Origin of the sequence: Streptomyces katrae (assembly GCF_000717655.1) — a bacterium.
Lineage (GTDB): Bacteria > Actinomycetota > Actinomycetes > Streptomycetales > Streptomycetaceae > Streptomyces > Streptomyces katrae_B.
The window spans coordinates 161,330-175,433 of sequence record NZ_JNZY01000004.1; the positions used below are offsets into that span (position 1 = coordinate 161,330).

The 14,104-nt window shown below is 73.4% G+C and carries 13 protein-coding genes; 5 read left to right on the forward strand and 8 right to left on the reverse strand.

Translation table 11 applies throughout. The features are described 5' to 3' along the window. Positions 1-10 precede the first annotated feature (10 nt). Positions 11-1,015 carry a Gfo/Idh/MocA family oxidoreductase gene (locus IF09_RS0107125; protein WP_030293052.1) on the forward strand — a complete coding sequence of 335 codons (1,005 nt, stop codon included), beginning with the start codon at positions 11-13 and terminating at the stop codon, positions 1,013-1,015. A 45-nt stretch (positions 1,016-1,060) separates the two neighbouring features. On the opposite strand, the gene IF09_RS0107130 is transcribed toward IF09_RS0107125, so the two are convergent. The 3 genes from IF09_RS0107130 to IF09_RS0107140 form a co-directional block, all read right to left on the reverse strand. Then, a complete protein-coding gene (locus IF09_RS0107130) occupies positions 1,061-2,254 on the reverse strand; it encodes a cytochrome P450 family protein (RefSeq protein WP_030293053.1) in 1,194 nt (397 codons plus the stop codon). A gap of 62 nt (positions 2,255-2,316) precedes the next feature. After that, positions 2,317-3,234 carry a DMT family transporter gene (locus IF09_RS0107135; RefSeq protein WP_030293055.1) on the reverse strand — a complete coding sequence of 306 codons (918 nt, stop codon included), beginning with the start codon at positions 3,232-3,234 and terminating at the stop codon, positions 2,317-2,319. Positions 3,235-3,380: 146 nt separating this feature from the next. Beyond that, positions 3,381-4,001, reverse strand: a complete 621-nt coding sequence (locus IF09_RS0107140; RefSeq protein WP_030293057.1) for a dihydrofolate reductase family protein — start codon at positions 3,999-4,001, stop codon at positions 3,381-3,383. A gap of 193 nt (positions 4,002-4,194) precedes the next feature. Between IF09_RS0107140 and IF09_RS0107145 the strand changes: the two genes are divergently transcribed. Next, positions 4,195-4,935, forward strand: a complete 741-nt coding sequence (locus IF09_RS0107145) for a 3-oxoacyl-ACP reductase family protein (protein ID WP_030293059.1) — start codon at positions 4,195-4,197, stop codon at positions 4,933-4,935. A gap of 104 nt (positions 4,936-5,039) precedes the next feature. Here IF09_RS0107145 and alc read toward each other — a convergent pair whose 3' ends face one another. Then, positions 5,040-6,158, reverse strand: a complete 1,119-nt coding sequence (alc, locus tag IF09_RS0107150; protein ID WP_030293061.1) for an allantoicase — start codon at positions 6,156-6,158, stop codon at positions 5,040-5,042. Positions 6,159-6,161: 3 nt separating this feature from the next. Then, complete coding sequence (allB, locus tag IF09_RS0107155) at positions 6,162-7,502, reverse strand: allantoinase AllB (protein ID WP_030293064.1); 1,341 nt, start codon at positions 7,500-7,502, stop codon at positions 6,162-6,164. A gap of 328 nt (positions 7,503-7,830) precedes the next feature. Between allB and IF09_RS0107160 the strand changes: the two genes are divergently transcribed. Beyond that, entirely contained in the window at positions 7,831-8,634 is an 804-nt protein-coding gene (locus IF09_RS0107160; protein WP_030293066.1) for an IclR family transcriptional regulator, read from the forward strand. 89 nt (positions 8,635-8,723) lie between these two features. Here the strand turns inward: IF09_RS0107160 and IF09_RS0107165 are convergent, their stop codons facing one another. Beyond that, positions 8,724-9,419, reverse strand: coding sequence for an ABC transporter ATP-binding protein (locus IF09_RS0107165; protein ID WP_030293068.1), 696 nt, complete (start codon positions 9,417-9,419; stop codon positions 8,724-8,726). Beyond that, positions 9,416-10,504 carry an ABC transporter permease gene (locus IF09_RS0107170; protein WP_030293070.1) on the reverse strand — a complete coding sequence of 363 codons (1,089 nt, stop codon included), beginning with the start codon at positions 10,502-10,504 and terminating at the stop codon, positions 9,416-9,418. The genes IF09_RS0107165 and IF09_RS0107170 overlap by 4 nt, the downstream gene beginning before the upstream one ends. A 134-nt stretch (positions 10,505-10,638) precedes the next feature. Between IF09_RS0107170 and IF09_RS0107175 the strand changes: the two genes are divergently transcribed. Together IF09_RS0107175 and IF09_RS0107180 are read left to right on the forward strand one after the other, a co-directional pair. Beyond that, positions 10,639-11,838 carry a sensor histidine kinase gene (locus tag IF09_RS0107175; RefSeq protein ID WP_051832162.1) on the forward strand — a complete coding sequence of 400 codons (1,200 nt, stop codon included), beginning with the start codon at positions 10,639-10,641 and terminating at the stop codon, positions 11,836-11,838. Then, on the forward strand, positions 11,838-12,467 hold the full coding sequence (locus IF09_RS0107180) for a response regulator (RefSeq protein WP_030293074.1): 630 nt from the start codon (positions 11,838-11,840) through the stop codon (positions 12,465-12,467). The genes IF09_RS0107175 and IF09_RS0107180 overlap by 1 nt, the downstream gene beginning before the upstream one ends. A 145-nt stretch (positions 12,468-12,612) precedes the next feature. Here IF09_RS0107180 and IF09_RS0107185 read toward each other — a convergent pair whose 3' ends face one another. Continuing rightward, positions 12,613-14,100 carry a PLP-dependent aminotransferase family protein gene (locus tag IF09_RS0107185; protein ID WP_030293076.1) on the reverse strand — a complete coding sequence of 496 codons (1,488 nt, stop codon included), beginning with the start codon at positions 14,098-14,100 and terminating at the stop codon, positions 12,613-12,615. Between the last annotated feature and the right edge of the window lie 4 nt (positions 14,101-14,104).

The following is a 14,104-nucleotide window of genomic DNA, read 5'->3' on the forward strand; positions in this document are numbered from 1 at the left end:
GGTTGAGTGCATGCGCATCGGGGTGATCGGAACGGGCCGGATCGGCTCCTTCCACGCGGCGGCACTGGCCCGCCACCCGGACGCCGGCTCGCTGCTGCTCGCCGACGCCGATCCCGCGCGGGCGGCGCGCGTCGCCGACCGGCTGGGGGCGACCGCCGCGCCCTCCGTGGAGCAGGTCTTCAAGTGGGGTGTGGACGCCGTGGTCGTGGCCTGCTCCACCGACGGGCACGCGGAGCTGGTCCTGCGGGCGATCCGCGGCGGACTCCCCGTGTTCTGCGAGAAGCCCCTGGCCACCGGCCTCGCCCGGACGCTGGCCGTGCTGCGCGAGGTGACCGCCGCGGACGGGGTGCTCCAGCTGGGCTTCATGCGCCGCTTCGACGCGGGCTGCCGCACCGCGCGCGAGCTGGTGCGCTCCGGCGCCCTGGGCCGGCTGCACACCGTACGGACGATGACCGCCGATCCGGCGCCGCCGCCCGCCGCGTACCTGGCGACGTCCGGAGGCCTGTACCGGGACTGCCTGGTGCACGACTTCGACATGGTCCGCTGGGTGACCGGGCACGAGGTGGCGGAGGTCTACGCGACCGGCTCCGACGCAGGTCCGGCGATGTTCCGCGAGGTCGGCGACGTGGACACCGCCGTCGCCGTCCTCACCCTGGACGACGGGACCCTGGCCACCTGTACGGGCACCCGGTGCAACGGCGCCGGGTACGACGTGCGGATGGAGCTGGCCGGGGAACTCGACCAGGTCTCCTCGGGGCTGGACGACCGTACGCCGATCGCCTCGACCGAACCGCAGGGCCCGCCTCCGGCGAGCAAGCCGTGGACGGGGTTCCTGGAGCGGTTCGGCCCCGCGTACGAGGCGGAGCTGGCGGCGTTCGTCCGGCTGGTGCGCGGCGAGGGCCCCAACCCGTGCGACGGCCGGGAGGCTCTCGCCGCGCTGCGGATCGCGGAGGCCTGCGAGCTGTCGCGCCGGGAGCGCCGCCCGGTCCGGATGACGGAGCTCCCGGACCTGTAGGCCCCCCGGGGAGGGGTGCGGTGGGGAATCGGCCACGGACGGCGGCTACCAGCGCACCGGCAGCCGGGTCACGCCCCGGATCAGACTGCCCCCGATGTACGTCGGCGCCTCCCCGGCCGGGTCCTCTTCGAGGTCCGGGAAGCGCTCCAGCAGGCCGCGGATCGCGATGCGGCCCTCCATCCGGGCGAGCGGGGCGCCGATGCAGAAGTGCAGTCCGTGCCCGAAGGCGAGGTGCCCCTGCGGGGCGCGGCGGACGTCGAACGTATCGGGGGCCTCGTACCGCACGGGGTCGCGGTCCGCGCCGGCCAGCGAGACGAGGACGGTGGCCCCGGCCGGGACGGCTGTGCCGCCTATCTCCATGTCCTCGCGGGCGTAGCGGTAGGTGGTGTTCTGCACCGGGCCGTCGTAGCGGAGCATCTCCTCGATCGCGCCGTCGAGGAGGCCGTCGTAGTCGGCGCGCAGGGCGGCCAGCTGGTCCGGGTGGGCCAGCAGGGCGCGCGTGCCGTTGGAGATGAGGTTGACGGTGGTCTCGTGGCCGGCGATGAGCAGCAGGAAGGCCATGCCGATCAGCTCGTCGGGCGACAGCGCGTCGCCGTCCTCGTCCCGGGTCCGGATGAGCGCGCTGAGCAGGTCCTCGCCGGGGTCCTTGGCCTTGGCCTCGACGAGCTCCGCGAGGTAGTCGCCGAGTTTCTGGTGCGCGGTGGTGCTCGGGCTGGCGGAGGTGGGCGCGAGGACCTCCTTGGACCAGTAGCTGAAGCGCTCGCGGTCCAGGTCGGGGACGCCGAGGAGTTCACCGATGACGGTCATGGGCAGCGGGAAGGCCAAGGCCTTGATCAGGTCGGCGGTGCGCTGCGGGCGGTCCGCCATCGCGTCGAGCAGCTCGTCGGTGATCTGCTGGACGCGGGGGCGCATGGCCTGCACGCGGCGGGCGGTGAACTCGCGGGCGACCAGGCGGCGCAGCCGGGTGTGGTGCGGCGGGTCGGCCTCCAGCATGTTGCTGTTGGCGGGGGTGGTCGCGACACCCGGCAGGACTGCGCTGTTGATCCAGTTCTTCGACAGACCCGGGTGGTTGAGGGCGTGGCGGGCCTCTTCGTAGCCGACGACCAGGAAGGTGGGCGCGTACTCGGGGGCCGTGACCTCGACTTGGTGCACCGGTCCCGCCGCGCGCAGCCGGGCGTAGAAGGAGTAGGGGTCCGCGTGGAAGTCTGCGTCGCTCACGCTGATGTCCGGTTGTGGCATGCAGTCACATTAATGTGACTGCTCAGTACGGGACGCGGCGTTTTCCGGTCATGCGTGCCGGATCATCCGGCCACGGCGCGGCGGCCCCAGGCGGTGCCGCCGAGGACGAGGGCGGCGCCTGCGAGGCCGGCCGGGCCGAGGTGTTCGCCGCCGATGGCGATGCCGGCCGCGGCCGCCCACAGGGGTTCGGTGCCCAGGAGCAGGCTGACCCGGGAGGGCGAGGAGCGGCGTACGGCCCACATCTGCACGAAGAAGGCGAAGAGCGTGCAGAAGACGGAGAGGAAGGCGAGCCCCGCCCACTCGGCGGCCCCGAATCCGGCGGCGGCCGCCCAGGGGCCGTCCCCGGTGCCGGGCACGGCGGCCAGTACGGCGAAGACGAGGACGGCGCCGCCGAACTGAACGGTGGTCAGCGACAGCGAGTCGGCGTCCTGGACCGCCTTGATCCGCGCCATCAGCAGGACGTGCAGGGTCCGGGCGAGCGCCGCGCCGAGGATGAGCAGGTCGCCGAGGCCGGGGGCGGTGAACCCGGCGCCCTGGGTGAGCAGGACGACCCCGGCGACGGAGGCCGCGGCGCCCGCGAGGAAGGCGCCCGACGGGGCCTCGCGCCGTACGGCGGCCTCGGCGAGCGGGGTGAAGATCATGGTCAGGCTGATGATCAGCCCGGCGTTGGTGGCGGAGGTGTGGACGACGCCGTAGGTCTCCAGCAGGAAGATCCCGCCGAGTACGAGCCCCAGCAGGCCCGCGCCGCGCAGCTGCCCGGCGGTGAGCGCCCGCAGCCGCTGCCACCCGGCGACGGCGAGCACGGGCAGCACGACCGCGAAGCGCAGGACGAGGACGGCGATCACGGTGTGGGCCGTGGTGATGCCCTTGGCGGCGAGATAGCTGCCGCCCCAGACGACGGCGACGGCCAGGACGGGCAGATCGGCGAGCCAGGCCCGGCGGGGGGCGGCAGTGCGTGCAAGGAGGGCGGACGAGCTCACCAGGGACTCTCCATCGGCGTGAAGCGGGTGGAGACTTCGGCGGCTCCCTCGGGCGCGGCTCACCGTACCCGAGCCGATCATGGCGGTCGAGCGGTTTCACGGGGCTTCACCGGGCCCCGGCCGGGCCGCGGCCGGCGTGGGCGGGATCAGTCGAAGGCGGCGAAGGTGGCCCGCCCCGTCGGGCGGTACGTGAGGATGGCGGCGCCGTTCGGCGTCGTGCGCGAGGCGGTCAATTCGTAGGCCGTCGGCAGCCCGCCCGTCGGGAACAGCCGCCGCCCGGCGCCCAGGAATACGGGGTACACCTCCAGGTTCAGCTCGTCCACGAGGTCCCGCACCAGCAGCCACTGGGCCAACTGCCCGCTTCCGTGGACCTGGAGCTCCCGGTGCCCCTCCAGCCCGTCCTTGATCCGCACGATCTCGCTCTGGAGCTGCTCCCCGTCGATGACGGTGGTCCCCGCCCAGGCCGGCTCCTTGAGCGTGGTCGAGGCCACGTACTTGGGCAGGCCGTTCAGCCGGCTCGCGATCGGGTCGGTGGGGTCGGTCCTCTTCGGCCAGTAGTCGGCGAAGATCTCGTACGTCCGGCGCCCGAGCAGGAAGGCTCCTGCCCGGTCGAACAGCTCGGTGGTGAACGCGCCCACGCCCTCGTCGTAGAACGGGGTCAGCCAGCCGCCGTACTGGAACCCGCCGCCGGGGTCCTCCTCGGGCCCGCCGGGTGCCTGCATCACTCCGTCGAGGGTCACGAAGGTGGTGAGGGTCAGCTTGCCCATGGCTCTGCGCTCCTTGCGTCCGGTGTCTTCTGTGCGGGTTCCCCTGCACGGGTTCAGACTCCCGCCAGCCCCGGAACTCATCGGGGCGGCGCGCGCGAACGCGAGGTCCGATTCCCGCCAGCGCCCGCCTCCCTCCCCCTATTTCATTGAACCCGCAACGACTTGTCGGACAGTGAGACCGAGGGAGTAGACCATGGGCACCAACGACGCTGTGGTGGCACTGGTGACCGGCGGCAGCCGCGGCATCGGGGCGGCCACCGCCCTGCGCCTGGCGGAGGACGGCACCGACGTCGCGCTGACCTACGTCAGCGGCGCGGAGGCCGCGGCCGAGGTCGTGGGCAGGATCGAGGCGCTCGGCCGCCGCGCCCTGGCGGTCCGGGCCGACGTGGGCGACCCGGCGCAGGCGGTCGCCGCGGTGGAGGAGACCGTAAGGGGTCTCGGGCGGATCGACGCACTCGTCAACAACGCCGGCATCGGCGTACTCGGGCCGCTGGACGCCCTGACCCTGGCCGATGTGGACCGGGTACTGGCGGTCAACGTGCGCGGCGTGTTCCTGACCACCCAGGCCGCGGCCGCACGCATGGGCTCCGGCGGCCGGATCGTCACCATCGGCAGCTGCATGGCCGCCCGGGTCCCCGGCCCGGGCGGCACCCTGTACGCGATGAGCAAGGCCGCGCTGACCGGCCTGAACAGGGCGCTGGCGCGGGAGCTCGGCGGGCGCGGCATCACCGCGAACCTCGTGCATCCGGGCCCGGTGGACACCGACATGAACCCGGCGGACGGCCCCCACGCCGCCGCGCAGAGCGCACTGACGGCCCTCGGCCGCTTCGGCACCGCGCAGGAGGTGGCGGGTCTGGTGTCCTTCCTCGCGGGCCCGGACGCCGCCTATGTGACCGGCGCCGAGTTCGCGGTGGACGGCGGCCACGCGGCGTAAGCCCTCGGGGATGCGCCGTCGGGGCGCACCGCGGCCGCGGTGCGCCCCGACGGGCCGTGCGGGCCCCGGGGGTGTCGGCCCCCGGGGCAGTCAAGGGGACGGCGTCAGCCGCGCAGCTCCTGGTGGCGGGCGGTCAGCGCGGCCGCGCCGGCCTCCGTCAGCGAGCCGTACAGGCGCAGGCGGGAGAAGCCGCCGTCCGGGAAGATGTCGATCCGGACGTGGGTGCCGACCGCCGGGGTGTCCAGCACGAAGCGGTGGTTGGTGTCGGGCTGCAGGCGGGTGCGCGGCAGGAACTCCGTCCACTCGCCCTCCTCGCCGGACTTGACGGACAGCGAGGCCCAGCCGGCCGAGTTGCCCTTGAGGTAGGCGGTGTCGATCTCGACGGCGCGGATCTCGGAGTCGGCCACCAGCCGGTAGCGGATCCAGTCGTTGCCGTTGTCGCGGCGCCGCGCGGTCTCCCAGCCGTCGTCCATCTTGCGGGAGCGGCCCGGGTTGATGGTGTTGGTCGGCGGGGAGTAGAAGCGGTTGGAGGCGTCCTGCACGGAGCCGCCGTTCTCGAGGGCCACGACGTCGAAGGTGCCCAGGGTGGCCAGCCACGCCGGGTCCGGTACCACCTCGCCGTACACGCGCAGACGGGCGATGCCGCCGTCGGGGTGCTGGTTGACGCGCAGGTGCGTGAAGCGCTGCTCGGCGGTGACCTCGAAGCCGTTGGCCGCGTGGCCGCCGACCGGGGTGCGCGCGACCAGGGTCGTCCACTTGACGTCGTCGCCGAGGAGCTCCTCCGGGGTCGGCGCGAGGGCGCCTTCCCAGTTGGCGCCCTCGATGGAGACGGCCTGCGGCATGTTGCCGCGGAAGTGGGCGGTGTCGACGACGATGCCGCGGATCACGCCGGGGGCGCCGAGACGGACCAGCGCGTAGTCGTGGTCCTCGGGCGTCGGCCAGGGCTGGGTGGCGCAGACGCCCCGGCGGCGGCGGGTCTCCCAGCCGTCCATGATCTTGCCCTTGTGGCCGAAGTGCTCCGGGTCGAAGTGCGCGGCCTCGGCGATCAGCAGGTTCTCGCGCTGCGCGAAGAACTCGTCGTTGGCGAAGGTGACACCGGCGCCCAGCTCACGGGCGGCGAGGTTCGCGTACTGGGTGAACGGGAAGTCCGCGGTGCGGTAGTCCGCGTACGGGTCGCCGCCTCCGTACGGGTTCGCGTTACCGGTGAAGGATTCAATCGCCACTGGTCAGTTCTGCCTTTCGAGGAGTCGGCCCGTGGGCTCGGTCGGGGTGCCGTGGTCGGCGATCTGCGTTCCGCGCAGCCAGGTGGACTTCACGACGCCGTGCAGGGTCTTGCCCGCGTACGCCGTGACCCGGTTGCGGTGGTGCAGTTCCGCGGGATCCACGGTGAAGGTCTCTTCGGGGGCCAGCACGGCGAAGTCCGCGTCGCGGCCGGCCTCGATCGCGCCCTTGCCGGCGAGGCCCGCGAGGGCGGCCGGGGCGGCGGACATCCAGCGCACGACGTCCTCGAGGGTGCGTCCGCGGCGCCGGGCCTCGGTCCAGATCGCCGGCAGGCCGAGCTGCAGGGAGGAGATGCCGCCCCACGCGGTGGCGAAGTCTTCCGTCTTCAGGTCCGCCGTGGAGGGCGAGTGGTCGGAGACGATGCAGTCGATGGTGCCGTCGGCGAGCGCGTCCCACAGGAGGTCCTGGTTGGCGGCCTCGCGGATGGGCGGGCAGCACTTGAACTCGCTGGCGCCGTCGGGCACTTCCTCGGCGGTGAGGGTGAGGTAGTGCGGGCAGGACTCGACGGTGATCCGGACGCCCTCGGCCTTGGCGGCCGCGATCAGCGGCAGCGCGTCGGAGGACGACAGGTGCAGGACGTGGACGCGCGCGTTCAGCCGCTTCGCCTGGGCGATCAGGTTCCCGATCGCGGTGTTCTCGGCGTCGCGCGGGCGGGAGGCGAGGAAGTCGGCGTACCTGGGCCCGGGGACGACCGGCGCGGAGTCGAGGTGGTGCGGGTCCTCGGCGTGCACGATCATCAGGCCGCCGAAGCCCGTGATCTCGGCGAGGGAGGTGGCCAGCTGCTCCTGGTCGAGCTCGGGGAACTCGTCGACGCCGGAGGGCGACAGGAAGCACTTGAAGCCGTAGACGCCGGCGTCGTGCAGCGGGCGCAGGTCCTTGACGTTGTCCGGCAGGGCGCCGCCCCAGAAGCCGACGTCCACGTGCGCCTTGGTGCGGGCGACCTCCTGCTTGACGCGGAGGTGGTCGACCGTGGTGGTCGGCGGCAGGGAGTTCAGCGGCATGTCGAGGATCGTGGTGACGCCTCCGGCCGCGGCGGCGCGGGTGGCCGTCCAGAAGCCCTCCCACTCGGTGCGGCCCGGGTCGTTCACGTGCACGTGGGTGTCGACCAGGCCGGGGAGCAGGACGTCGTCGCCGAAGTCCTCGAGCCGGGCACCGGCCGGCACCTCGGCGTCGTGCGGCAGTACGGCGACGATCTTCCCGGCGGCGACGGCGACCGAAGCGGCGCGCGTCCCCCCGGGGGTGATGACGCGAGTCGAGCGCAGTACCAGTTCCACGTCGTCGGACACGCCGGAACCTCCCCATCTACTTCCACAGAGCGAAATTCAACGTTCTGTTGACGGAGTCTCGCCGCCGATCCGGAGCCCGTCAAGAGCGCCCGGACAGAGCACTGACTGACCGGTGTCGCAATTGGATGTTTCCACAGGATGGAATTAAGATTTCACTATCCAGAATGTAGCTATCACCACCGGGGGTGGTCGGGTAACTTCCCGAGGACGTCCGCCACCGGGACAAACCCGCTCTGACCGGCGGGGACGGCTTCGACCCGGCTCTAGGGCCGACGCCGACCGACCGGTAGGCTGCTTCCTTGCCTGCCAGCACCGAAAGGACCGCGCCGTGCCGACGTCCAGCGCCAGCACCACCGACGCTTCCGCGAAGCCCACCGCCGCCAGCGGTGGCGTTCAGTCCCTTGAGCGCGCCTTCGATCTGCTCGAACGCATGGCCGATGCCGGGGGCGAGGTCGGCCTCAGCGAGCTCTCCACCGCCAGCGGTCTGCCGCTGCCGACCATCCACCGCCTCATGCGCACCCTGGTGGCATGCGGCTACGTCCGCCAGCAGCCCAATCGACGGTACTCCCTCGGGCCCCGGCTGATCCGCCTCGGCGAGTCCGCGTCGCGCCTGCTGGGGACCTGGGCCCGGCCGTACCTCGCCCGCCTGGTCGAGGAGACCGGCGAGACGGCGAACATGGCCCTGCTCGACGGGGACGAGATCGTCTACGTCGCCCAGGTGCCGTCCAAGCACTCCATGCGCATGTTCACCGAGGTCGGCCGCCGCGTGCTGCCGCACTCCACCGGTGTGGGCAAGGCGCTGCTCGCGTACACCCCCGCGGAAGAGGTACGGGCGCTGCTGGCGCGCACCGGGATGCCGGCCGCGACCGAGAAGACCATCACCACGCCGGAGGGCTTCCTGGAGGCCCTGGAGCAGGTCCGCAAGGTGGGCTACGCGGTCGACGACAACGAGCAGGAGATAGGAGTCCGCTGCCTGGCCGTGTCGGTGCCGAACTCGCCGACCGCCGCCGCGATCTCCATCTCGGGTCCGGCCGGCCGCGTGACCGAGGCCGTGGCCGAGTCGTTCGTGCCGATCCTGCAGAACGTCGCCGCCGACCTGTCCGTGGCCCTGCAGAGCCAGAACCCCGCGTAGGTTCGGCCGCCTGAGCGCCCCGTACGTACGCCGAGGCCCCGGCCCCCGCTGATGCGCGGGGCCGGGGCCTTGACGTGCGTACGGCGCGCTCAGGCGGCCGGGACCGTCTCGGACTCGGACTCCCTCAGGCGGCCGTCCGTCATCGTTGCCGTCCGGTCCATCCGCTCCAGGTGCGCGTGGTCGTGGGTGACCAGGACGGTCGCGGTGGAGCGCTCGCGGGTCAGCGTGACCAGCAGGTCGAGCACGGCCGCCCCGCGCTCGTGGTCCAGGGCGCTCGTGGGCTCGTCGACCAGGAGCACGGCCGGCTCGTTCATCAGCGCACGGGCGATGTTGATGCGCTGGCGCTGGCCGCCGGAGAGCTGGTGGGGGCGCTTGTCGGCCTTGTCGGCCAGGCCCACCGCGTCCAGCAGTTCCAGCGCACGGCGGCGCAGCGTCCGCGACGGGCGGCCCGACAGGTGCGCCATCACCTGCAGCTGCTCGGCGGCGGTGAGCGAGGCCAGCAGGTTCGGCTGCTGGAAGACGATGCCGATCTTCTCGCGGCGCAGGGCCGACTTCCCGGCCGCGCTCAGCCGCGCGGTGTCCTGGCCGGCCACCACCACCTGCCCGGAGTCCGGGGTGACCAGGGTGGCCGCGACCGCCAGCAGACTGGACTTGCCGGAACCGGAGGGTCCGATCACCGCGGTCAGCGTGCCCGCGGGTACGTCCAGCCGGACCCGGTCGAGGGCGGTGAGCCGGCTCTCGCCGTCCGGGTAGGTGAGCGTGACGTCGTGCACGAGGAGGGTCATCGGGCGCTCCCTAGGGCGGTCAGGGGGTCGACGGCGGTGATCCGCCGGATGGACAGGGCCGCACCCAGCGCACCGAGCACGATCATGATCGCGGCAGGCACGAGGACGGTCGCGGCGTCGAGGACGAAGGGCACGTCGCCCCCGCTGATCAGCGCGCCGAACCCGGCGGCCAGCGCCGTACCGAGGCCGGTGCCGATCGCGAGCATGACCACGGCCTGGCCGAGCGCGTCCTTGAGCAGGTACGGGGTGGAGGCGCCCAGCGCCTTCAGCACGGCGACGTCCCCGCTGCGCTGGATCGTCCACACGGTGAAGAAGGCCCCTATGACCAGGGCCGAGATGACGAAGAGGAAGCCGCGCATCAGCTGGAGCGAGCCGTTCTCGGCCTGGTAGGACCCTATGGCGCCGAGGGCCTCGTCGATGGTCCGGGCCTTGGTGCCGGCCGCCTTGTCGCCGGCGGCGAGGTCCGCCGACCCGGCGGTGTCGAGCGCGACCACGGTGGCGAGGGTGTCGAGGGAGGTGCCGGGGTTGCCGATGCGCTGCCAGTCGCCCAGGTCCGTCCAGACGACGGGGGTGTGGCTGTAGGCGGCGGTGCCGGAGACGGCGGCCACGGTCAGTTCGAGCGGGCCGATCTTCAGCTTGCCGCCGGCGGCGAGGCCGCCGAGTTCCTTCGCGGCCTTCTCGGTGAGGACCACCTGCCCCTGGGCGAGGCCCGTGCCGCGCGGCGGGAGGGGGCCGGCCGGGTCGACGCCGAACACGGAGACGGCGGCGGTGCGCTCACCCGCCGCCGCGTTGGTGGTGCGGATGCCGAGCGGCTCCGCCGACTTCACACCGGGCTGCGCCCGCCAGGCCTGCCAGGCCTTCCCGGGTACCTGGGAGTTGGTGAAGGACACCTTCTGGTGCCCCGTCGGCGCGGCGAAGGCCAGGTGGGTGGCGGGCAGGCCGGTGACGGCCGAGACGTTCTCCCGGGCCAGGCCGGCGGTGAGCCCGGACAGCAGGCCGACCAGCAGCGTGATCAGCAGTACGACCGAGCCCATGAGGGCGAAGCGGCCCTTGGCGAACCGTAGATCTCTCCATGCGACGAACATGATCCCCACCCTGGTCTCCGGCGCGGGTCCAGGGCATCGCGCCACGGTAGTGATCCTGGTATCGAACGACGCATCCGGACATCAAACTTTCGATTGACCGGGAGGCGCAGGGCCGCGCTTAGGCTGGTCAGGCCATGGCTGCTCCTCCGGAATCCCCCGCTCCACGCCCTCTCACCCCCGTCTCGCGCATCCTGCGCCTGTGCCTGCACGCGCTGCTGTTCGGGCTGCTCGCGCTGGCTGCCGGGCGGGCCGTCACCGACTCCGCGCCGCGGGCCGGCTGGGTGGTCGCCGCCTGCGCGGTGCTGGCCGCCGTGTACGCGGCCGGCGTACTGACCCCCGCGGTGCACCGCTCGCCGCGCGCCGGGGCGGTGTGGCTGGCCGGGCTGGGCGCGGCCTGGGCGGCGCTGCTGGTGGTCTCCCCCGACGGGCTGTGGATCGCGTTCCCCCTGTACTTCCTGGAGCTGCACCTGCTACGGCTGCGCTGGGGCGTCGCTGCCGTCGCGGTGACGGCGTGCGCGGCGATCGGCGGTTTCCTGGCGCACGCGCAGAGCAGCGCGGTGTCGCCCGGGGCCTTCCTCGGACCGCTGCTCGGCGGGGCCGTGGCGGTGGCGACCGTACTGGGTTACCAGGCGCTGTACCGCGAGAGCGAACGCCGCCGCGAGCTGATCGAGGAGCTCATCGCCACCCGCGCCGAGCTGGCCGCGGCCGAGCGGGACGCGGGGATCCTGGCGGAGCGGGAACGCCTGGCCCGGGAGATCCACGACACCCTGGCGCAGGGCCTGTCCTCGATCCAGCTCCTGCTGCGCGCGGCGGAGCGGTCGCTTCCGCAGGACGCCCCGGCCCTTGAACACATCGGCCGGGCCCGGGAGGCGGCTCAGGAGAACCTCGCCGAGGCGCGTCGTTTCGTACGGGCGCTCACCCCTCCCGACCTGGAGCACGGCTCCCTCGCCGCCGCGCTGGAGCGGCTGTGCACGGCTGCGCCGGGGCCGCGCGTGCGGTTCTGCCTGAGCGGCGCGCCCCGGGTCCTGCCCACCCCGTACGAAGTCGCCCTGCTCCGCATCGCGCAGTCGGCGCTGGCCAACGTGGTGCGCCACGCCCGCGCGGGCCGGGCCGAGATCACCCTGACCTTCATGGACGCCTCGGTGACCCTGGACGTCGTGGACGACGGCACCGGCTTCGACCCCTCCTGCGCCCCCACCGGCGAGGGCGGGTTCGGCCTCCCCGCCATGCGCTCGCGCGCCGAGACCCTCGGCGGCCTGTTCACGGTCGAGTCCTCCCCCGGCCAGGGCACCGCCGTGGCCGTCACCCTGCCGCTGCCCCTGGAGGCATCCTGATGACGATCCGCCTGCTGCTGGCCGACGACCACCCGGTGGTCCGGGCCGGGCTGCGCGCGGTGCTGGACACCGAGCCGGGCTTCACGGTGGTCGCGGAGGCCGCCACCGCCGAGCGGGCGGTGGAACTGGCCGCCTCGGAGCCGGTGGACGTGGTCCTGATGGACCTCCAGTTCGGCACGGGCATGCACGGCTCGGCGGCGACGGCGGCGATCACCGCCCGGCCCGGAGCCCCCCGGGTCCTGGTCCTGACCACGTACGACACGGACGCGGACATCCTCGCGGCGGTGGAGGCGGGCGCCTCGGGCTACCTGCTGAAGGACGCCCCGCCGGAGGAGCTGGCGGCGGCGGTCCGCACCGCGGCGGCGGGCCAGTCGGCGCTGGCCCCGGCGGTCGCACTGCGCCTGATGGACCGCATGCGCACCCCCGCGGAGGCGCTGACGAAGCGGGAGCTGGAGGTGCTCCAGCTGGTCGCCGACGGCCTGTCGAACCAGCAGATCTCGAAGAAGCTCTTCCTGAGCCAGGCCACGGTCAAATCCCACCTGGTCCACATCTACGCAAAGCTCGGCGTCGACTCCCGCACGTCAGCAGTGGCCACGGCCACGACCCGTCGCCTGATCCGCACCCCGTAGCCACTGCTCCAGCCCCGCCCGGCGGGACCGGGTGGGTGGGGCCTTCCCCCGGGCGGATACACCGGGCGGCAGACGGTGCCCCGTGTATCCGCCCGGTTGCATACGGGGTACCGACTGCCGTCCACAACCTCCCGGGGCAATACACCTAGGCCACCCAGTGCGGCCGCTCCACCGCCGGCGCCAGCGGAACCCCGTCATGGAACGCGGTTGCCAGCCGCTGCACGGCCTCGTCCAGCCGGTCCGCGGACAACGTGTACGGAATCCGCAGCCGATGCTCGAACGTCCCGGGGTCCACCCCGAACCGCGCCCCCCGCCCAATGTGCACGCCGCAGGCCCCGGCCCGCTCCGCCAGCGCCGAGCTCACCGACTCCCCCAGGTCCACCCACAGCGACAGCCCACCCGGCGGCACCTGCCACGACCATTCCGGAGTGTGCCGCTCGAGCGCAGCGACCAGCGCCTCCCGCTGCCCCCGCAACTGCGCGAGCCGCGCCGGCAGGGTCCGCTCCAGCCCCTCCAGCAGCGGCAGTGCCACCAGCTGGTCCAGCACCGACCCCGTCATGTCCGCGGCCACCTTCACCGCCGTCAGCTCGGTGATCATCTTCGCCGTGGCCCGTACCCACCCCACGCGCAGCCCGCCCCAGTGCGTCTTGCTGAGCGAGCCGATCGTCACCACGTGGTCCGCCCCGCCCCCCGACGCCAGCGAGGCCAGCGGCGGCGGCGACGGCGCGTCCAGGGCGATGTCGGCGATGGTCTCGTCGACCACCAGCCAGGTCCCGGTCCGGCGCGTCGCCGACAGCAGCCGCAGCCGCTGCTCCTGCGGCATGAGCAGGCCCGTCGGGTTGTGGAAGTCCGGGATCACGTACGCCAGCCTCGGCACGGTCTGCCGCAGCGTGGACTCGGCGATCTCCATGTCCCAGCCCGCGTCGGACACGGCGATCGACCCGGTGCGCAGCCGGGCGTGCCGCAGGGCGTCGAGGGCGTTCGCGTACGTGGGGTTCTCGGTCACCACCCGGTCCCCGGGCCGGCACAACAGGCTCACGACCAGCGAGAACGCCTGCTGCGCACCGGCCGTGACCAGGATCTGCTCGGGCCGGGTCGGCAGCCCGCGCCGGGTGAACCGCTCGGCGACGGCGCTGCGCAGGTCGGGCAGCCCGAAGGGGTTGTAGCCGGGGCTCCGGGCGAGGCCCGGCAGCCGGGGCGCGGCCCAGGCGAGGGCCTCGGTGAGGGCGTCCTCGGGGGCGCCCAGGGCGGCGATGGCCAGGTCGATCCCCGGATCGCCGTCGGCGGTGTAGCCGCCGGAGCCGACCAGCAGGTGCGCGCCGACCGGGCCGTGGCCCTCGGGGAGTTCGGTCCAGGTGCCGGATCCGCGCCGGCTGCGGACGTAGCCGCTCTCGCGCAGCAGGTCGTAGGCCCCGGTGACGGTGGCACGGCTGGCGCCGAGCGCCTCGGCGAGCTCGCGCTCGGCGGGCAGCCGTACGTGCAGGGCGATCCGGCCGTCGAGGATCAGGGTCCGCACGGCGTCGGCGAGGGACCGGTAGCCGGGGCGCGCCAGCACCTCGGAAGGCAGCAGGGCCGCGAGCTGGCGGCTGCCGATGGTTCTGTCCGCCGTCTGGACGACTCGCCCGTTTGCCATGCCA

Excerpts from the sequence above, each read along its gene's own strand:
- IF09_RS0107125 (WP_030293052.1), top strand. The coding sequence starts at position 11 with ATGCGCATCGGGGTGATCGGAACGGGCCGGATCGGCTCCTTCCACGCG.
- IF09_RS0107130 (WP_030293053.1), bottom strand. The coding sequence starts at position 2,254 with ATGCCACAACCGGACATCAGCGTGAGCGACGCAGACTTCCACGCGGAC.
- IF09_RS0107140 (WP_030293057.1), bottom strand. The coding sequence starts at position 4,001 with ATGGGCAAGCTGACCCTCACCACCTTCGTGACCCTCGACGGAGTGATG.
- IF09_RS0107145 (WP_030293059.1), top strand. The coding sequence starts at position 4,195 with ATGGGCACCAACGACGCTGTGGTGGCACTGGTGACCGGCGGCAGCCGC.
- IF09_RS0107165 (WP_030293068.1), bottom strand. The coding sequence starts at position 9,419 with ATGACCCTCCTCGTGCACGACGTCACGCTCACCTACCCGGACGGCGAG.
- IF09_RS0107170 (WP_030293070.1), bottom strand. The coding sequence starts at position 10,504 with ATGTTCGTCGCATGGAGAGATCTACGGTTCGCCAAGGGCCGCTTCGCC.
- IF09_RS0107175 (WP_051832162.1), top strand. The coding sequence starts at position 10,639 with ATGGCTGCTCCTCCGGAATCCCCCGCTCCACGCCCTCTCACCCCCGTC.
- IF09_RS0107180 (WP_030293074.1), top strand. The coding sequence starts at position 11,838 with ATGACGATCCGCCTGCTGCTGGCCGACGACCACCCGGTGGTCCGGGCC.
- IF09_RS0107185 (WP_030293076.1), bottom strand. The coding sequence starts at position 14,100 with ATGGCAAACGGGCGAGTCGTCCAGACGGCGGACAGAACCATCGGCAGC.